Below are 20,508 nucleotides of genomic sequence, written 5' to 3'. Positions count from 1 at the left end.
TCGGCCCCTGGCGTTTTCAGAACTATACCCTTGACTGCAATCAGACCAGGGCGGCATCTTCCACATCCTTCTCGATCCGCAGGTTATCGATGATAAACCGCTGGCGGTCGGGGGTATTTTTGCCCATGTAATAGCTGAGCAGTTTCGGAACCGACGTTTCCTTTTCCATGATAACGGGTTCCAGGCGCATGTTCTCGCCGATGAACAGCCCGAACTCCTCCGGCGAAATCTCACCCAGACCTTTAAAGCGGGTGATTTCGACTTTCTTGCCGCCTTTGGTCAGTTTATCAATGGCCTTCTGCTTCTCCTCCTCCGAATAACAGTACGTCGTTTCCTTGTGATTCTTCGGATTGCGAACGCGGAACAGGGGCGTTTCCAGAATGTACAGGTGACCATTCCGAACCAGATCAGGGAAGAACTGCAGGAAAAAGGTCAGCATCAGCAGCCGGATGTGCATTCCATCAACGTCGGCGTCGGTAGCGATCACAATGCGGTTATAGCGCAGGCCATCCAGCCCATCTTCGATATCGAGGGCGTGCTGAAGAAGGTTAAACTCTTCGTTCTCATACACCACCTTTTTAGTCAGCCCGAAGCAGTTCAGTGGTTTACCGCGCAGACTGAACACCGCCTGTAACTGAACGTTCCGCGACTTGGTGATGGAGCCGCTGGCCGAATCCCCTTCCGTGATGAACAGGGTGGTCTGGTAGCGGTCGTCCGCTTTAACGTCGGGTAGGTGAACCCGGCAGTCGCGTAGTTTTTTGTTGTGCAGACTGGCCTTTTTGGCGCGGTCATTGGCCAGTTTCTTGATACCGGCCAGTTCCTTACGTTCCCGCTCCGACTGCTCGATCCGCTTCTTCAGGGCATCCTTCACGGCCGGATTCATGTGCAGGTAGTCGTCCAGCCGCTCTTTCACGAAATCTTTTACGAACGAGTTTACCGACTGCGCGTTCGGCTCGGGCGACATGTTGATGGAGCCCAGCTTGGTCTTGGTCTGCGATTCAAACACCGGCTCCTGCACCCGGATGCTGATGGCCGCGATGATGCTGGCCCGGATGTCGGTGGTTTCGTAGTTTTTATCAAAGTGCTTCCGCACCGTTTCCACAAGCGCTTCTTTCAGCGCGTTGAGGTGCGTACCATGCTGAGTCGTATTCTGACCATTGACGAACGAATAGTATTCTTCGCCGTAGGCATTGCCGTGCGAAAGCGCAATCTCAATATCGTGTCCTTTCAGATGAATGATCGGGTAGCGCAGAGCCTCCTCGTCGGTATTGTTGCGCAGGAGGTCGAGCAGGCCGTTCTGCGAAATGTATTTCTGCTTATTGAAAACAATGGTCAGGCCGGCGTTCAGGTAGCAGTAGTTCCAGATCATCTTCTCCAGAAACTGCGGGATGAAATGGAAATTTTTGAACACCGTATCGTCCGGCTCGAACACAATGAGTGTCCCGTTCCGCTCGGAGGTGACCTCTTCGCCTTTGTGCTTCAGTTCACCCCGCTCAAACTCAGCCCAGACGGTCCGTCCATCCCGGAACGACTGCACCCGGAAGTACGTCGACAGGGCGTTAACGGCTTTGGTACCGACGCCGTTGAGACCAACCGACTTCTGAAACGCGCCGGAATCGTATTTACCACCGGTGTTAATCTTGGAAACCACCTCAACGACTTTGCCCAGGGGGATGCCCCGGCCGAAGTCACGCACTTCCACGCGGTGATCACTCACGCGTACCTCAATGATTTTCCCATGGCCCATTACGTGCTCATCGATGCAGTTATCGATGGTTTCTTTCAGCAGTACGTAAATACCATCGTCGGCGGCCGATCCGTCGCCGAGTTTACCGATGTACATACCGGGCCGCAGGCGAATATGTTCGCGCCAGTCGAGGGATCGAATACTGTCTTCGTTATACTGTACGTTCTGATTTATCGAATCTGCCATAAAGGGTTTTGATGTGAAAATAGCCTAAAACTTCGGTAGGTAACAATATTTGTCAATTCTGAACATTAGAAAAATTATACGCATTCGAATAAGACAATGAAAACCTTCCGCTGAATAGGAAACTTGCTGAAAAAACAAAAAAGTTCACTTATTTTGCCGACTGAACCGTAGTGCGTACTATGGCTACGTTTGTGTCGTTACATACAAACCCTCATCGTTGGTTAGCCAGGGGGTTTCGACATCTTAAAAATATGCAAAAATCCCGAATTAACCACAACTTCAGGCTAATTTCGTCATCTTCCACATTTTTTTCGTCTAACCGTCGACTCAGCTCTTGGCTACCCGCTTTTCTGCTGATGATCGGCAGCCTGACCGTTCACGCTCAGATTACACCAAGCTTACCCGGTGGGGTCACTACCCAGCCTGGTGCTACCCAACCCGGCGCTGTGCCGTCGCGGGGCGGAACGGGTACGCTCCAACCGGGCACAACCGTCAACGTTCCCGGCCGGGGACCGGTTACCGTACCGAATAACGTAAATGTACCGGGCAACCGCACCAATGGAGCCCTGAATCCTAATAGCCAGCCGAACGGTCGCACCGGGCAGCCGGGTGTGAACCAGCAGATTGGCCGGCAGGTAAACGGGCAGGTCAGCCAGCCTGGCAACGGGCAGCCTAACCAGGCGAACGAGCAGTTTCCCGATTCGCTGAACCCACAGCCAGCGACAACGCAGGAAGCCCTGGAAGACGGCTACGAAGCGGCCCGTCGTCGTGAGCGCGAAGAAACCCGCCAGAAACTCTTCGGGTATAGCCTGTTCAACGACCCGAACCTGGCCACTACGTTTCAGCCGAATCTGAACATTGCCACGCCCCGCAACTACGTCGTCGGGCCAGGCGATCAGCTTAATATCCAGATGTACGGCTACTCGGAAACGGATTTCAGCCAGACCGTTTCGCCGGAAGGTAACGTATACTTCGGGCAGGCTACCGGCATCGGACCGGTCTACGTGGCCGGTCTGACCATCGAGCAGGCCAAAGCACGCATCGTCGGCCGCCTGTCGAAACGCTACGTCGGTCTGCGCTCGTCGTCGTACGGCCCGGCCAATACGTTCCTCGAAATCACGCTGGGCAACATCCGCAGCATCCGCGTATCGGTACTTGGCGAAGCGGTCCGTCCCGGCACCTATACCCTTTCGTCGCTCTCGACGGTTATGAACGCCATTTATCAGGCCGGTGGTCCAAACGAACTGGGTTCATTCCGTAAAGTACAGCTCATTCGCAACAACAAAGCCGTTGCAACGCTTGATCTATACGATTACCTGCTGACGGGTACGCAACGGAACGATTTGCCCCTGCGCGACAACGACGTGATCCGGTTCAGCACGTTCGTGTCGCGGGTCGAAATCACGGGTACGGTGAAACGGAACAACATCTTCGAACTGCTGCCAGAGGAATCCCTCGACCGGCTGCTCTATTACGCCGGTGGCTTTGCCGCCAATGCCTACAAAGGCCGTATCAAGGTAACCCGCCTGACCGACCGCGAACGCAAGGTGATCGACGTAACGGCCGACCAGTTCGCTCAGTTTGATATGCAGGATGGCGACCTCGTAACGGTGGAGCAGTTGCTGGATCGCTTCGAAAACCAGATCACCATCGAGGGGGCCGTGTTCCGCCCGGGTCAATACTCGCTCGATCAGAACAAGACCTTGAAACAACTCATACAGTCTGCCGAAGGGCTGCGAGGAGACGCGTTTGTTGGCCGGATCAATATCATCCGGACGCGCGAAGACCTGGCCATTGAAAACATTACGGTCAACCTGTCCGAAATCCTGAACGGTACGCAGCCGGATGTTCCGCTCCAGCGCGAAGACCAGATAATCATTACCTCGAAGTTTGACCTGGCTGAGCAGGCGAATATATCCGTGCAGGGCGAGGTGAACATTCCAAACGAGGGTATTCCGTACATGGCGAACATGACGCTTAACGATGCCCTGCTGCGCGTAGGCGGCCTGAAGGAGTCGGCAGCGGCTTCGCAGGTGGAAGTGGTACGTCGGAAAAAAGACGTTGACCCCCGGTCGGCTTCGGCTCAGATTGCCGATATTTACCGCTTCAACGTGAACCGGGACCTGTCGATGAACACCGATGACAACAAGTTTGTGCTGGAACCGTTCGACCAGATTATCGTTCGCCGGTCGCCCAACTACCTGATCCAGACGTACGCCCGGATTGAAGGTGAGGTGATCGTTCCGGGTGAGTATCCGATTCGCAGTAAAGACCAGAAGGTGTCGGACCTGATCGGGCTGGCTGGTGGCTTAACCCCCCAGGCTTATCCGGCCGGTGCTACGCTGATCCGGCGTATAAAACTAAGCGCGGATGAAGTTGCCCGCCGGAACCAGTCGGTTACGGACATTGCCGATGCGGCCGGCAACAAAGCGGTGGTAGAAACCGACCAGCTTGCTCCCGACCAGGAAGAATCGATTGGCATCAATCTCCGGAAAATCCTGGAGAAACCCGGCTCATCGGAGGACATTCTGGTGCAGGAGGGCGACCTGCTGCGCATCCCGAAACTGCTGGAAACGGTACGTGTCCAGGGTGAGGTGCTGATGCCGACAACGGTGAAATTCCGGGGTGGGCAGACGTTCCAGGATTACATCAGCCAGGCGGGTGGTTTTACGTCAAAGTCACAGCGCCGGAAATCGTTTGTTGTGTATGCCAATGGTTCGGTAGACCGCACCCGGAAGTTCATGTTCTTCAACATCTATCCGCGTGTGGAACCCGGTTCGGAAGTAATTGTACCGAAACAGACCTCTACGCCGTTAACCCCTCAGCAAATCCTGAGCTCAACGGCGGGTACCATTTCGTCGCTCCTTTCTGTCATTGGCCTGGTCATCGCCCTGAGCCGGGTTGCCAACTAACCTGAAGAAAGAAACTGTATGAATACCAACTCATCAACGGATACAAACAACTTAGTCACGCGGCCGCTGCCCCCCGACCAGATTTCGCCCAAGGCGGTTGTGCTGCGCGTGTATCAGCTCAAGAATGTGGTTCGGCGCAACTGGCTGCTGCTGGTTATTCTGACGGGCATCGGTGCTGCCATCGGCTTTATCTATGACTTCACGCACGAGAAGAAGCCGGTCTATACCGCCACCATGAAATTTAACCTGGGCGGTGGTAGCAGTGCCAGCGCCTTTGGAGAACTGGGTCAGCTGGCCAGTGCCTTTGGGTTGAGCCAGGCGGCTCCGGACGCGAGCATCTTTGTCGGCGACAACTTTCTGATCTACGCCAAATCGCGGCCGGTCGTTGAAAAAACGCTGATGAAAACTGTCAACATCAACGGCAAGGATACCCTGCTGGTGAACTACTACATCCAGCACAGCGGCATCCGGGACGAAGAGTGGGAAAAAAGCGATACGTTGCGCGCTTTCTCGTTTGCCCGGGCCAAAACGCCGAAGGAATATACCAAGCAGGAAGCTATTGCGATGGCCCAGATCTACGGCCGTATCGATACGGAATTCAACGTAACGCAGCCCGAGCGGAAGTCATCGTTCATGGAGCTACGGGGCAGTATGCAGGATGAGCAACTGGCAGCCGCCTTCGTCGACAACCACCTGAAAACTATCGAGCAGGATTACCGGGAGAAGCAGACTAAGAAAACCAAGGAGATGTCGGAACTGCTGGAAAGCCGGGCCGATTCACTGTACGACCTGCTTACCGGTACGGAAAGTAAGCTGGCCCGGTATATTGACCAGAACCAGCAGGTAGTCGTTGCTCAGGGCCGGATTCAGGAAACCAAGCTGAGCCGGAACTCGACCTTCCTGACCACGCTGTACTACCAGGCCCTGCAAAACGCCGATAATATGCGGCTCTCTCTGATCCGGGAGGCTCCGCTGTTTACGGTGATTGAACCGGTGGTTTTTCCGCTGTATAAAGAGATCATCAAACCCGTCGGGTTCCAGATTGGCGTTGCGCTGGGTCTGTTGCTAAGTGTAATCATCGTATTTTTGCGCGAGACCTTCCGCTCCATCATGCGGGAAGAATAAGCCGAAGCGAAGGGTCGCCACCCGGCTGCCCTGCCTGACATCCGTTAATGAAAACACACGAAGTAGTTATTCAACCTGGTCGCGCTGAGCGGCATTACTGGCGCGATCTGTGGCGGAACCGTGAACTGTTGTTCATCTTGTCCATGCGCGACATTTCGGTTCGGTACAAACAGACGGCCCTCGGCACAGCCTGGAGTGTCATTCGTCCGCTGACGACCATGCTCATTATGGTGCTGGTCTTCAGCGTCATTGCCAAACTACCGGCCGAACCGGGCATACCCTATCCGCTCATGGTGCTGGCCGGCATTACCGTCTGGACGTTTTTTGCCAATGCCTTCACGCAGGTCAGCAACAGCGTGACCCTGAACGCCAACCTCGTCACAAAGGTGTATTTCCCGCGGCTTATCATGCCCCTCAGCGCGGTGGCCGTCAGCTTTTTAGACTTTTTGGTGTCGCTCGGGTTATTCATTCTGATAGCGGCCTGGTACCGGTTCGTACCCGACTGGCACATTCTGTTTCTGCCGGTGTTCATGCTGCTGGCTCTGCTGGCCGCATTTGCCTTCGGCCTATTTTTTGCGGTGATCAACGTACGATTCCGTGATATTGGTCAGTTGATTCCGTTTCTGGTGCAGGTAGGCTTTTACGTTTGCCCTATTGCCTACAGCAGCCGGATCGTGTCCGACAAATGGTTTTATAAGTTCTATATTCTGAATCCGCTGGTTGGTATTATCGACGGTTTCCGCTGGGCGCTGCTCGGCGAGAAGGCGTTTTTCAACCCGCAAAGTATTTTGGTATCCGTGCTGATGGTTGCGGTTTGTCTGGCAGCCTCGGTTTATTTTTTCCGGAAGCGCGAGAATACCTTTGTTGATGACATTTAACCAATCGGTCCGTTAATCCGTTGATCGATTGACCAACTCACCAGCAGTCACCATGTCTGTCATTACCGTCGAAAATATTAGCAAGCAGTACATCATTGATCACCAGCGCGGCAAGGGCGTCAACACCCTGCGCGATGTGGTGGCCGAAAACTTCCGGCAGTGGTTTGGGCGGGGTAAACAGGTAGAGTCGGGGTTGACACGGGAGGAGTTCTGGGCTCTGCGTGATGTTAGTTTCGCCATCGAGCAGGGCGACCGGGTGGGCATTGTGGGCCATAACGGGGCCGGCAAATCCACACTGCTGAAAATTCTGAGTAAGATCATCGAACCGACCACCGGTTCCGTGCGCATTCGGGGGCGGGTAGCCAGCCTGCTCGAAGTCGGAACGGGTTTCCACCCCGAACTGACCGGCCGCGAAAATATTTACCTCAACGGCTCGCTGCTGGGTATGACCCGCAGCGAAATCCGGAAACACTTCGACGAAATTGTTGCCTTTGCCGGCGTTGAAAAGTTTCTCGATACGCCCGTAAAACGGTACTCATCGGGTATGTACGTGCGGCTGGGTTTTGCCATTGCGGCCCACCTCGACCCCGAAATCATGATCGTGGACGAGGTACTGGCCGTGGGCGACGCCGAGTTTCAGAAGAAAAGTCTGGGCAAAATGCGCGACGTATCGACGAGTGGCCGGACGATCCTGTTCGTCAGCCACAACCTGACGGCCGTGCAGGCGCTCTGCAACAAGACCCTGTTTTTCGAGAAAGGGCGCCTGGTAGAGCAAGGCGAAACCAACCAGGTTATCCAGTCGTACCTGAGCAAGGTATCCAAAACCCGGCTGGTCCGCCAGTGGGACACGCCGGAGGAAGCGCCCGGCAACGATCTGGTACGTATCCGCCGGGTTGAACTCATCCCCGAATACCCCGACAATACGACGCACATCGACGTCCGGACGCCCATGCGGGTGCGGTTCGAATTCTGGAACATGATGGAGCGGGCCAACCTGAATCTGAGCCTGCACCTGAACTCCCTGACGGGTGAGTGCATCTTCAACGTTGGTACGCAGTCGCTGCCCTACGGCAAAGGGTTGATCGCGGGCGAATGCCTGATTCCCGGCTATTTCCTCAACGATGGGTCGTATACCATCTCGGTGATGGTCGTTAAGGACACCGTCACGCCTTTGTTCCAACTGGAAGAAGGTATTACGTTCGATGTCGAAGATTACCGCGAAGGGGTGGCCTGGTACGGTAAGTGGCCGGGCTACGTCCGTCCGCAGTTCCGGTTTGAGATGGAAGCCCTGGAAGAAGTACCCGCAAAATAAGGTCGCCGGTTGCAGTTTTCGGTTGAAGGACTTAAAACTGTAAACCGTGAACCGCAAACTGACTATGATCAACGTCACAAAATCATACCTGCCGGATCTGGAAGAATACACCCGTTACCTGGAAGGCATCTGGGAACGAGTGCACCTGACCAACGACGGCCCCCTGCTGCGCGAACTGGAGAGTCAGCTCAAAGAGTACCTGGGTGTGCGGCACCTGAAGTTCTGCACCAACGGCACCATTGTGCTTCAGATGGCCCTCAAAGCGCTGGATATTACCAAGGAAGTTATCACGACGCCCTTTTCCTACGTCGCTACAACCAACGCCATCCTGTGGGAAGGGTGTACGCCAGTTTTCGCCGACATCCGGCCGGATGATTACTGCATCGACCCCGACAAGATCGAGCCGCTGATTACCGAACATACGCAGGCCATCATGGCCACGCACGTGTACGGCAATGCCTGCCGCGTTGACCAGATTCAGGCCATTGCCGACAAGTACGGCCTGAAGGTGATCTACGACGCGGCTCACACGTTCGGAGCCACGTACAACGGCCGCTCCATTCTGAGCTACGGCGATCTGAGTACGTGCAGCTTCCACGCAACGAAGGTGTTTCATACCGTTGAGGGCGGGTGCATTGTGACCGACAGCGACGAACTGGCGCACAAGCTTCATTTCTACCGCTCATTCGGCCACCGCAACGACGACTACTACAGCATCGGCATCAACGCTAAAAACTCAGAGTTTCACGCGGCTATGGGCCTGTGCAACCTGCCCAAAGTGCCCGATCTGATTGCCGCCCGCAAGCAGGTATTTGCCTGGTACGACGCCCGGCTCGACTTCGACAACGTGACCCGCCCGACGCTGGCCCCGGGGGTTGACTATAACTACGCCTACTACCCGGTTGTCTTTGAGTCGGAAGCCAAGCTGCTGCAGGTGGTCGATGCGCTGAAACGCAATGAGATAACCCCCCGGCGCTATTTTTACCCGTCCTTGAATACGTTGCCCTTCCTGGCGCACCTGGCCCAGCCCTGTCCCGTGTCGGAAGACGTAGCCCTGCGGGTTTTGGCGCTGCCGCTTTATCCGGATCTGCCGGAGTCGGATGTCGACCGGATCTGCCAGATCGTCAATGAAACCGTATCGGCCAACGTAGCGAGTATTGAACAGTGATAACAGCCCCCGTCTGACCAAACCGGCCTTCGGACATCTGTTCGCTTTTCATCATTCGATTATCTTGTATGACCGTCTTGTCTCTGATTGCTCTTTTCGGGTTTCTGGTGTACGTGGGCTGGCTGGCAACCCGCATCATCCGTCCGTCGCTGACCGAGTGGTATTTAACTTCCTTTTTACTGGGTGCCGGCTCCGTTATCCTGACCGGCTTCATTCTTTCGGCGCTGTACCTGACGGCCAGCACCCTCGCCTGGGCCGGTTCCGTGTTCATCACCGCAACCCTGCTTGGCTGGGTTCTGCACCGGCTTAAACCCGTCACGGACCAGCCCGCTTCCTTTTCGCTCGGTCAGTTGATCAGCGGGCGGTGGCAGACAGCCCGCGACTGGTTTGGTGCGCTGCCGACATTCCCCAAACTTCTGTTTGCCGCCCTGTTCAGTACACTGGCGATTATCGCCGTGACGAACCTGCTGCTCGTCCTGTTTACCGTTCCAAACGAGTGGGACAGCATGACGGGTCACCTCAATCGGGTCATGCAGTACATTCAGCGGGGTACGATGCGGCACTTTGGCGGTACAAACTGGAACATGGACACGTATCCGAAGAGTGTCTGCACGCTTCAGATCTATTCGTTCCTGATGACGGGCCGGTTTGAGAATGCGTTCAAATTCATTCACCACCTGAGTTACTGGACCGCCATTCTATCCGTTTTCGGCATCGTGCAACGTATCGGCAACCGCTTGTCGGCCAGTTTTCTTTGTGCGCTGGCTTATGCCCTGCTGCCCGACTTTCTGATGCAGGCCATCACCACCGAAACCGACATTGTGCTGACGGCTTACCTGAGCGTACTGCTGTACATGCTCTTTACGTTCCGCCAGACCCGCGACAACCGCTACCTGTGGCTGGCCGGCATGGTATACGGCATTGCCTTTGGCCACAAGATTACCTTCGCCCTGTTACAGCCCTCGGTATTCGTTATCATGCTGTATACGGTGTTTCTGGCCCCATCCTGGAAAACGACGCTGGCCCGTACCGGACGGCTGGCCGCAGCGATTATCGTGGGGGTTTGCCTCTGGATGCTGCCGACGGGCTACCTGAAAAACATTGAGGTGTTCGGCCACCCGATTGGTCCACCAACCGCCCTCCGGCACCAGTCGGTGGAGCGGGCCGGTTCGCTGGCCAACCTGCTGGAGCAGGGCAGCCGGAACGTCGTGCGCTACGCATACGACCATTTTAACCTCGACGGCATCCGGAATCTCGAAGCCGGTGCCCAGCTCAACCACCTCATGCGCGTCCCGGCGGTCGTGCTGGAAGATAAGCTCCGCCTGCGGCTCGACGAAGAAACCGACTTCTCGATTGTGCCGTTTGCGTTTGACCGGCGGTTTGTGTTCTACAATGCCAACCCCTACTGGGGCGTTTTTGGCTTTGGCCTGATTTTTCCGCTGCTCGTTCTGGTGCTGACCGGCCTTGTTCGCTCAACGCCCCACATTTATCTGGGGCTGGCGCTGGCGCTCCATTTTGCCGCCCTCTCCTATTCGGCCCCCTACGACCCCTTTAAAGGACGTTATTTCATCGAAACCGGTTTGTTCGGGGTGACGTTTCTGGCCTTACTGTTTCTGAAACCGGCCCTGGCTATTGACCGACCCGGCCGAACAGTCTGGAAAACGTACGTCGGGCTGATTACGGGCCTGGGTTGCCTGTCGGCGCTGCTGTGCGTTTTCCTGAACATCCGCGCGCTGCCGTTCGCATGGCAGGGCCCTACGGGTATCGACTACCCCTCGGCGTTCAACTCGGACCGGATCCGGCAAATGACCCTCGGCCGCCCCGACATCTATCAACCCTACAAACGCTTTGATGAGCTGGTACCGACCAACGCTACCGTTGCACTGGGTACGATCAACGACGATTACGAATACCCCCTCTACGGTCCGGAACTGTCGCGTCGGCTGATTCCGATTAACCCCTTTGAGCAGGGCCTTCGTCCCATTCCCAAGGAAGCCGATTACCTGTTTTTTGATAAAAGTGTGATAACGCCCCGCCCCGGCGACCTGCGGTTAGGTACCGACACGACCATGAAAGACCTGATCGTACCGGGCGAAGATTACTACTTACGCAAACTGAAATAAGTTTAACGTTTCATGGTCAATGTGCTTAAGGTTCAACGGTTGGGCGGGTCCCCATGTCAAACCGGAAATTTCAACCTGAAACATTGACCCTTACACCCCCTTGTTCCGCCATGACGCTCGCCATCATGCAACCGTACTTCCTCCCCTACATTGGGTATATGCAGTTGATGAACGCTGTCGATACGTTCGTACTGTACGACGACGTATCGTTCATCAATCGGGGGTGGATTAACCGGAACAAACTGCTGATCAACGGCCAGGAGTATATGTTTACGGTACCGCTGAAGGACGCCAGCCAGAACAAGCGGATCAATGAGGTCAGACTGGCCGACGATCCCAAGTGGCGGAGCAAACTCCTGAAAACCATTGAACAAGGGTACCGAAAAGCGCCCTATTACGGAACGGTACTGCCGATCACTGAAAAAATCATCAATTTTGACACCGATTCCATTGCCGGGCTGATTCACAACAGCCTGGTCGAGCTGAACCAGTACCTTGGCTTATCGACTACGCTGGTACCAACCTCGACCACGTACAACAACACGCCGTTGAAAGCGCAGGAACGAATACTTGATATCTGCAGGCAGGAAAACGCCACCCGATACATCAATCCGGTCGGGGGCATGGAGCTGTACGACAAACCCACGTTTGCGGAAGCCGGTATCGAGTTGTTTTTTATCAAGGCCCGGCGCGTCGAATACCAGCAGTTCAGCCGGAATCAGGCCGATTTTATTCCCTGGTTATCCATTCTGGACATCCTGATGTTCAACGATCCGGCCAGCATTCGGACCATGCTCGACGAATATGATCTGATGTAATTGCAAACGAGCGACCGAGTGAACGAGCGATTCGATTCGTGACCTGTTCACTCGTTCGTTTATTAACTCTTTCACTCATTACCAACATGGCAAAAGTGGTCATTTTCGGCGTGATGGATACGGCCGAATTAGCGCATTTCTACCTCACGCACGACTCGGAACACGAGGTGGTGGCTTTTACCCTCACCCGCGAGTATCTGAAAGAAACCGAATTTCGTGGACTGCCTGTGGTGGCGTTTGAGGAGGTTGACACGCTGTATCCCCCGCAGGAATTTAAGTTTTTCGCGCCGATGACGGGGCGGGGCATGAACAAGAACCGGGAACGGATCTACCTCGCGGCCAAAGCCAAAGGGTACGAGTTCATTTCGTACATCAGCTCCAAAGCCACTACGTTCGGCAACCAGATTGGCGAAAACTGCTTTATTCTGGAAGACAACACCATCCAGCCGTTTACGACCATCGGCAACAACGTAGTGCTCTGGAGCGGCAACCACATCGGACACCACGGCCAGATTAAGGACCACGTTTTCTTCACATCGCACGTGGTAATGTCGGGCCACTGCGTGATTGAACCGTATTGCTTTTTCGGTGTTAATAGTACAATTCGTGATTATCTGCACGTAGCAACCGGCACGCTGCTGGGCATGGCGTCGGCTATTTACAAAGACACGGAAGAATGGGGTGTTTACATCGGCAATCCGGCCAAAAAACTCCCCAAACCCAGTCATGAAACGTATTAACTAAGGGGAGAAGAGGAGGAAGGGAGTAAAGGAGAAAGGTATTTGCACTCTCCTTTTTTCATTCCTCCTTTCCTCCCTTCCTCCTTTACTTGCTTGAAAACCGTTCTCCTCATCGGCCACGACGCCAACCGCGCCGGCGCTCAGTTAGTCCTGCTCCAGCTCATGCGCCTGCTTAAACAGGAAGGCATTCACATGCGGCTGCTGCTCGGGGCGGGGGGCGCGTTGCTGGATGAATACCAACAGATTTGCCCCGTTGTGCTCTGGCCCGAACCTGAGGCCCATGTGATGGGTGGCGTAGCCGACAAGCTCCTGGGCAAATTGGGCCTCTGGCAACAGGTGTATCAGCAGAAGCTGGAACAGCACCAGCACATGCTCCGTACCGAACTGGCCCTCGACTCCGTTGATCTGGTACTGGTCAACACCGTCACGAGTGGCCGCTGGCTGAGTCATCTGCCCATACCGCCCACGGTGCCGGTCGTTACGTTCGTCCATGAACTGCTGCTGTCGGTGCGCATATACACCCAGCCCGACGAGCTGGCCTATCTGCTCAATCGGACGTCCCACCTGCTGGCCGTCTCACGGGCCACCGCCCGGTACTACGAACAGGAACATGGCTTCGATCCGGCCCGCATCACGCTGTTTACCCTGATCGATACGCCCGCCCTGATCCGGAACGTTCGGGAAGCCCAGCAGCAGCCGGGAATTCTGGAGTCGCTCGGCATCGGCGACAACGCGGTGGTAGTTGGTGGCTGCGGCAACGCCGAGTGGCGGAAAGGCAACGATCTCTTCCTTTCGATGGCCAGGATGGTGACGGGACGAATGGCCGCCCGCGATGTGCATTTTGTGTGGGTGGGTATGCAGCCCGGTACGCTGCGGGATGATCTGTTGCTGGATATTCAGAAAGCAGATCTGGAAGACCGCGTTCATCTGATTCCGCAAACGCCCGAAGTCCTCCGCTACATGTGTCGGTTCGACGTGTTTGTGCTGTGTTCACGCGAAGACCCTTATCCGCTCGTAGTCCTCGAAGCAGGCTTGTGCAACCTGCCGGTCGTATGCTTCGACAAGGCCGGAGGCTCGCCCGAACTGGTGGAAGCCGATGGCGGATTTGTTGTTCCCTACCTCGACCTCGACGCCATGAGCAGCCGGGTTGTGGAGCTGATCGAGCAGCCGGACCTGCGCCATTCGCTCGGTCGGCGGCTGAGCCAGAAGATTCAGGAGCGGCACCCGGCCCGCCAGAGTGTCGAAACCCTGCTAACTTTGTTTGCGCAACTGACCAATCCTTCGCATGCCTAAGCGGAATACCTTCACGGTAGCATCTGATCCGGCCGGATCAGCGCAGGCCCTCCCCGACCTGTCGCGGCTGACACACATGCCCCAGCTGGATGCCCTGCGAACGCTGGCCGTTATGCTGGTGGTCGTGTACCACTGGTTTCCTACCGGCGAAGGGATCAACCGCCTGCCGAACGGAACCATTGGGGTGATGATCTTTTTTGTCATCAGTGGGTTTCTGATCAGCCGGATTCTGCTCCAGAACCGCAACCGGATTCTGGCGGGCTCGGCGCAGCTGGGCGATACGTACCGCAACTTTTTTGTCCGGCGGGCCCTGCGCATTTTTCCGTTGTATTACCTGGTCATTACGTTCGTGCTGATCGCCCTGCCACAGGCGTCCGACATTGACGAGCATCCGCTGTATTATTACCTCTACGGCTACAACATCCTTTTGCATCAGACCGGCAACTGGTCCGACCTGCTGTCGCCGTTCTGGACGCTGGGGGTTGAAGAACAGTTATACCTGATCTGGCCCTGGGTCGTGTTTCTGACCTCCCGTTCGTCGACCCGCCTGGCCATTATCGGGCTGATTGTGATCGGGGTTGTGTCAAGGGGTATCGGCTATCTGCGGGGCGACCTCGACGGAGTATTGATGCCGGCGAGCCTGGATGCCTTTGGCCTGGGAGCGCTCTGGGCGTATGTGATTACAGAAGAGCCGGAGCAGGCCAATACGTTTCTGAAGCGTCTGTCGCTGGCGGCCGGCCTGGCTCTGGTGGGCTTTATCTGCCTGTTACTCCTCCCCGGCGACGATGTGCTGGTGGTTCTGTTTCAGCGGCTGCTGATTTCGGTCCTGTCGCTGTATCTGGTCGCCAACGCCAGTCTGGGTATTCGGGGACCCGCCGGCCGGGTACTCGACAACGGCGCCCTACAGTACGTTGGCCGGATCAGCTATGGCATTTACGTATTCCACATGCTGGTTCCGGGGTATTTTGTACCCTTCGCGCTGCGAGTTGCCGGGCGGTTTGGTATTCATCCCACGCTGGGCTACTGGTCGCACCGGCTGTTCAGCCTGGCCGTGCTGATTGCCGTCGCGTCGGCATCGTGGTATGCTTTCGAGAAACCCATCAACGGGTTAAAGCGTTATTTCTCTTACAACGACAAATAAGCTGATCCAACCCACCGATCAGCCCCCCATTCTTAACAGTACGCATGACTCTGGCTTTTACCATCTGTTCGGTTAATTACCTGGCACAGGCCCGTACGCTGGGCGATTCCTTGCGGCAAACCAATCCGGACTTCCGGTACGTTATCGGTCTGGTCGATAAACTCAGCGTGGCCAACCTCCCCGACTCGCTCGCCCCCGGCTACGAGATGCTGGAGGTTGACCAGATCGGCATCCCGGATTTTGAGGGCATGGGTAAGCGCTACGACATTACCGAACTGAACACGGCCGTTAAACCGTTTTACATCGACTACTTTTATAAGCACTTTCCGGACGTAACGGAAGTCATCTACTTCGACCCCGACATCATTGTCTTTCAGCGACTCGACAAGCTGAAGCGGGACCTGTCGACGTACAGCCTCGTACTGACGCCCCACACCTGTTCGCCCACGCCCGACTGGGAACGCCCGAACGAACAGCATCACCTCAATACAGGGGTGTTCAACCTGGGCTTCATCGGTCTGCGCAACGACCCAACGGCCCGGCATTTTGTCGATTGGTGGAAACAGCGGCTCCTTTACGAATGCCGGCTCGATTTATGCAACGGGTTGTTCGTCGATCAGCACTGGGTGAACTTTGCCCCGGTGTATTACGACAACGTCCTGATTGAACGTCATACCGGCTATAACGTCGCCTACTGGAATCTGCACGAACGGCAGTTGTCGCAGGGCGCCGGGGGCCAATGGCTCGTAAACGAAACTGATCCGGTGCAGTTTTTTCACTACAGCGGTTACAGTCCCTACAAGCCGGACGAGGTGTCGAAGTACCAGACGCGCTACACGTTTACGGACCGGCCCGATGCGTGGCCTTTGTTCGACCTGTACCGAAACCGGCTCCTGGCGAACCATAACGACCAGTACCGGCACTACCCCTGCATATACATTAAACCGCCCAGGGTGCTGCGGTACCGACGGGTGCGAAAAGCGGTCAATGCGCCGTTTAATAAAGTAATTGAGCTTTTAGCCACGTAACCGTATGCCATCATGGGCTCGAACTAAAGAAATATGGCTCCATCGCCACAGCAAGTACGGTCACCTCATCGACCGGCACTGGTGGGCGACGCTGGACCTGCTTCGCTTACGTCAACTAAAACTAACACTGGGCAAACGCCCATTGGTGGCCATCATCCTGTCGGAGCAGATGGGCGATATTATTGCGTGCGAACCAGTGGCCCGCGAAGTCCGACGGCGTCACCCCGACGGGCACATACTCTGGTTTGTTCGGCGGCCCTACATCGAGCTGGTGGCCCATCATCCGGACCTGGATGGCTACCTCATTGAACTCTGCCCTGGTCACCGCGAGCAACTGATTTATTCGGGGGTGTTCGACCATATCTATAACCTGCACCTCTCCCACCGGAAGTGCAAGTACTGCCCGGACGATCCCGTTAACCCGAATGCTGAACGGATCGGCATGCATTTCGATAATTATTACGACCGGGGGGATTTGCTATACGCCTTTTCGCAGGTAGCCGGTCTGCCGCCCATGACCGACGACCCGAAGATGTACATTCCCGAATCGGTACGCGAGCGGGTCGATGCGCTCCCGGTTCCGATGGCACCGGACGGTAGTGGCCCCATTGTCATTCACTGCCAGTCCAGCTACGCCCCACGCGACTGGCCTGCCAGTCACTGGCATGAGCTGGTAACATGGCTGCTCGAAACGCACCCCTACCCGGTAGTCGAAGTCGGAATTAATCCGGTCGTTACCCTCGAACACCCCCGGTTTCGTAGCTTTTGCGGGCAACTCAGCCTGCTCGAAACGGCCGAAGTGATCCAGCGGGCGCACCTGTTCATCGGCATCGACAGTGGTCCGGCGCACATGGCCAACGCGGTTGGCACCCAGGGTGTCATTCTGCTCGGGCGGCTGTTCAATTTTGTGAACTACCTGCCCTATTCCGGTCGCTACAAGCGAGGGGAAGGTGTTAGTATTTTGAATAATTTTGATCACCCCTGCGCCGAACTTCCCTACAGTTGGGTGCAGCGAGCCGTGCAGCAACGGCTGGGTCAACCCAAACTTGTATGAAGGCTACGGCTTCCGGAAATGTCAGTGTCGTAATTCCCGTTTATAAACCTACCCTCACCGACTACGAGCGTATCGCCCTGACGCAGTGCATGCGGACATTAAATAAGTTTCGCATTCTTTTAGCCGCTCCGCAATCGCTCGATACTTCGTATTACCAGGATTTATACCCAATTTTGCAGGCTCGTCGATTTGACGACTCATATTTCACTGATATTCAGTCTTATAACCAATTAATGTTGTCGTCCGAATTCTACCAGGCGTTCGTAGATGCTGAGTACATCCTGATCCATCAACTGGACGCCTTTGTGTTTCAGGACGAACTGGCCGACTGGTGTGCGCTCGGTTACGACTACATTGGAGCGCCGTGGCTGCGCGACCGTGACTTCACGGGCTGGCGCGATGAAGCCTGGTTTTCCGTTAAAAAGAAGGTGGCAACGGTACTGGACCTTAAAAAACCCGACGGCGTAACGCCCCGTGAGATCGTCAGCCTGAACAGCGTCGGCAATGGTGGCCTGTCGCTCCGGCGGGTGCCGTCCATGCTGCGGTGGCTGCGGTTTTTCCGGCGGAAGATTGAGCGGTACCAGCGCATCAGCGCCCATCAGTATAATGAAGATGTATTCTGGGGAATTGAAGTAAATCGGTATCTCCCCCTGCTGCGTATTCCAGACTACCGGACGGCACTACGTTTTGCCGTTGAGTTCTATCCGCAGCGGGCCGTTGAACAGTATAACCAGGGAAAGCTGCCGTTCGGCTGCCACGCCTGGGATATTCACGGTACGGACTACTGGCGACCAATTTTCGCCCGTTATGGGTACCAGATATAACCAAACGCATGACTACCCACGATCAACAGACTATATCCGTTGCACTTTGTACGTATAATGGGGCGGCCTACCTGCCGGCTCAATGGCAAAGCCTGATCGACCAGACGCGCCTGCCCGATGAAGTCATTGTCAGCGACGACTGCTCTACCGATGGGACCGTTGATCTGCTTCATCAGCTGGCGGCCGAATCCCCCTTTCCGGTACGTATCTCCGTGAATCCCAAACAACTGGGATTCAACAAGAATTTCGAAAAAGTCCTGTCCCTGTGCTCCGGCGATCTGATTTTCATCTGCGATCAGGACGACTACTGGTTCCCTGAAAAAATCGGTACGATGGAAACCTATATCAACCAGCACCCGGATGCCCAGCTGGCTTTCTGCGATGCCTGGGTGACGGATGAGGACCTGAAAGAACGCCAGCAGCGGTTCTGGAACTGGGTCCGGTTCGACACGGAAGCTCAAACCCGGTGGTCGGAGGGCGAAATGATGGAAGTGATGCTCGACGGCAACCGGGTCATGGGCTGCGCTACGGTGATCCGCCGGTCTTTTCTGGAGAAAGTTCTGCCTATTCCCAGCGACATTCCTGGCTACATCTACGACGGCTGGATTGGCCTGATCGGGGCGGCCTATAACGCCATTCAGTTCATCGATCAACCGCTGCAGCTCTACCGGACGCACGTCCGCCAGCAGGTAGGTATTCGCCAGCCGAAACCCGGCAAACGCATTCGGCTGCGGGATCGGTTCAGACGCCAGCGAGCTCTTAAACTGGCTCCTCTGCAAAAGAAACAAACTCAGCTCGCTACGATCAACCGACTCCTGACCGAACGGGTTGCGCCCGATGCTCCGGGTATGGAGCTGCTCCGGCGCCGACTGGAACATTTTACGATGCGGAGTTCACTGCCCGTCAACCGTATCAACCGGGTTCATCCGGTACTGCGCAGCCTGCGGCAGGGCAATTACAGCCGATACGCCGACGCGGCCGCAAACTGGTACGCGCCTTATCTGGCGGTTTTGGGCGATATACTCGAATGAGTTAGTTTTGCAGCCTGTGTTAGTAACCGTCTGTACAATCCGCCAGTTACCCCAGGCTTTGGCGCTGGGGGCCAGTTTTCGTCAGCACCAACCCGATGCACCGGCCGATGCCTTTCTGATCGGCCTGGCCGACGATCCGTCCCGCCTACCCGCCGACGTAGCGATTCCGCATCCCATCCTGCCCATAACGGACGTTTTGCCCCCTGAACGGTTGTCGGCGTTGTCGGCCATGTACACGCCTACGGAGTTCGCGGCTGCCTGCAAACCCCACCTGATTCAGGCTGCCATGGCCCGTACGTCCGACGATGTGGTGGTCTATGCCGACCCGAACTGCTGGTTTTATGGGCCGCTAACCCCCATCAAAGACCGATTGGAGCAGGCTAATACGCTGCTTACTCCCCACATCACCCGGGCACCGGCCGATGCCTTTCAGCCCGATGAGAAATACTTCCAGAACGTAGGCCTCTACAGCGGTGACTTTCTGGCCCTCCGGCGCTCGGCGGAAACCGACCGGCTGCTGCTCTGGTGGCAGGACCGGGCTACCGATCGCGCGCACATCAACTTCTGCAACGGCTCGTGCCTCGACCAGATCTGGCTCATGCACGTACCGGTGTTTTTCCGGGGCGTATCCGTTGTCAAAGACCCGTCGTGGCACGTAGCCGTCTGGAATCTGCCCCAACGGCGGCTTACCCGGCAGAACGACCACTGGCTGGTGAGCGATCCGACGCAATCAGCGGACGGTCAGCGGCTTTTCTTTGTCAACTTTAAAGGGCTGAGCAACCCCGACGACGGGCTGTTTCCGTACCAGACCCGCCTGCGGCCGGCCGATCGCCCCGACGTGCAAACCCTGCTGGCCGACTACCAACGGCAGGTCGCGGCTTCGGATGGCGTTCGCTTTTCGGGCATCCGGCCCGCTTTCGGTCAGCGCCCGGAGCCAATGATAATCCGTGGGTGGCGACGAATAACGGTGCAGTCGCTGCGGGCGGTTACCGACTTTGTCGACAAGGTCCCCCTGCCGGTGATCCGGTAGGTCACAGGCTCAGTTCAGCCAGTGCCATCTTGGTTTTAGCGGCACAAAGTGTATTTTTGCGGGCCTGTTTTCTACGAAAAGTACAAACTCATTCGTTA

Annotated in this window: 16 protein-coding genes; 15 read left to right on the top strand and 1 reads right to left on the bottom strand. The window is 56.0% G+C overall.

What is annotated here, in order from left to right; translation table 11 throughout:
* Window positions 1–40 precede the first annotated feature (40 nt).
* Entirely contained in the window at window positions 41–1,933 is a 1,893-nt protein-coding gene (locus DYU11_RS17670) for a DNA topoisomerase IV subunit B (RefSeq protein WP_119669040.1), read from the bottom strand.
* A gap of 251 nt (window positions 1,934–2,184) precedes the next feature.
* Between DYU11_RS17670 and DYU11_RS17665 the strand changes: the two genes are divergently transcribed.
* The 15 genes from DYU11_RS17665 to DYU11_RS17595 all read left to right on the top strand — a co-directional run bounded on the left by DYU11_RS17665 (window position 2,185) and on the right by DYU11_RS17595 (window position 20,410).
* Window positions 2,185–4,845 carry a polysaccharide biosynthesis/export family protein gene (locus tag DYU11_RS17665; RefSeq protein ID WP_229365894.1) on the top strand — a complete coding sequence of 887 codons (2,661 nt, stop codon included), beginning with the start codon at window positions 2,185–2,187 and terminating at the stop codon, window positions 4,843–4,845.
* 18 nt (window positions 4,846–4,863) lie between these two features.
* Window positions 4,864–5,970: a GumC domain-containing protein gene (locus DYU11_RS17660; protein ID WP_119669038.1), complete on the top strand. Its 1,107-nt coding sequence runs from the start codon at window positions 4,864–4,866 to the stop codon at window positions 5,968–5,970.
* A gap of 47 nt (window positions 5,971–6,017) precedes the next feature.
* Window positions 6,018–6,848: an ABC transporter permease gene (locus tag DYU11_RS17655; protein ID WP_119669037.1), complete on the top strand. Its 831-nt coding sequence runs from the start codon at window positions 6,018–6,020 to the stop codon at window positions 6,846–6,848.
* Between the two features lie 52 nt (window positions 6,849–6,900).
* Window positions 6,901–8,160 (top strand): ABC transporter ATP-binding protein, encoded by a 1,260-nt coding sequence (locus tag DYU11_RS17650; RefSeq protein ID WP_119669036.1) that lies wholly within the window; start codon window positions 6,901–6,903, stop codon window positions 8,158–8,160.
* Window positions 8,161–8,224: 64 nt separating this feature from the next.
* Window positions 8,225–9,328, top strand: a complete 1,104-nt coding sequence (locus DYU11_RS17645) for a DegT/DnrJ/EryC1/StrS family aminotransferase (RefSeq protein ID WP_119669035.1) — start codon at window positions 8,225–8,227, stop codon at window positions 9,326–9,328.
* Window positions 9,329–9,396: 68 nt separating this feature from the next.
* Complete coding sequence (locus DYU11_RS17640; RefSeq protein WP_119669034.1) at window positions 9,397–11,451, top strand: ArnT family glycosyltransferase; 2,055 nt, start codon at window positions 9,397–9,399, stop codon at window positions 11,449–11,451.
* Window positions 11,452–11,561: 110 nt separating this feature from the next.
* Window positions 11,562–12,269 carry a WbqC family protein gene (locus DYU11_RS17635; protein ID WP_119669033.1) on the top strand — a complete coding sequence of 236 codons (708 nt, stop codon included), beginning with the start codon at window positions 11,562–11,564 and terminating at the stop codon, window positions 12,267–12,269.
* An 86-nt stretch (window positions 12,270–12,355) separates the two neighbouring features.
* A complete protein-coding gene (locus tag DYU11_RS17630) occupies window positions 12,356–13,009 on the top strand; it encodes an acetyltransferase (protein WP_119669032.1) in 654 nt (217 codons plus the stop codon).
* 93 nt (window positions 13,010–13,102) lie between these two features.
* A complete protein-coding gene (locus tag DYU11_RS17625) occupies window positions 13,103–14,302 on the top strand; it encodes a glycosyltransferase family 4 protein (RefSeq protein ID WP_119669031.1) in 1,200 nt (399 codons plus the stop codon).
* Window positions 14,295–15,443 (top strand): acyltransferase family protein, encoded by a 1,149-nt coding sequence (locus DYU11_RS17620; protein ID WP_119669030.1) that lies wholly within the window; start codon window positions 14,295–14,297, stop codon window positions 15,441–15,443. Before DYU11_RS17625 ends, DYU11_RS17620 begins: the two co-directional genes overlap by 8 nt.
* Window positions 15,444–15,487: 44 nt before the next feature.
* A complete protein-coding gene (locus DYU11_RS17615) occupies window positions 15,488–16,471 on the top strand; it encodes a glycosyltransferase family protein (protein WP_119669029.1) in 984 nt (327 codons plus the stop codon).
* A 4-nt stretch (window positions 16,472–16,475) separates the two neighbouring features.
* A complete protein-coding gene (locus DYU11_RS17610; RefSeq protein WP_119669028.1) occupies window positions 16,476–17,525 on the top strand; it encodes a glycosyltransferase family 9 protein in 1,050 nt (349 codons plus the stop codon).
* Entirely contained in the window at window positions 17,522–18,349 is an 828-nt protein-coding gene (locus DYU11_RS17605) for a DUF5672 family protein (protein WP_119669027.1), read from the top strand. The genes DYU11_RS17610 and DYU11_RS17605 overlap by 4 nt, the downstream gene beginning before the upstream one ends.
* 8 nt (window positions 18,350–18,357) lie before the next feature.
* A complete protein-coding gene (locus tag DYU11_RS17600; RefSeq protein ID WP_119669026.1) occupies window positions 18,358–19,380 on the top strand; it encodes a glycosyltransferase family 2 protein in 1,023 nt (340 codons plus the stop codon).
* Between the two features lie 16 nt (window positions 19,381–19,396).
* The gene (locus DYU11_RS17595; protein WP_119669441.1) at window positions 19,397–20,410 is read left to right on the top strand and encodes a hypothetical protein; all 1,014 of its coding nucleotides are present in this window, start codon (window positions 19,397–19,399) and stop codon (window positions 20,408–20,410) included.
* Window positions 20,411–20,508: the final 98 nt, after the last annotated feature.

It is taken from the genome of Fibrisoma montanum (assembly GCF_003583365.1).
In the GTDB taxonomy this organism is placed as follows: Bacteria; Bacteroidota; Bacteroidia; order Cytophagales; family Spirosomataceae; genus Fibrisoma; species Fibrisoma montanum.
Note: the sequence above shows the minus strand (reverse complement) of the source record. Positions and strands in the feature narration are given on the sequence as shown.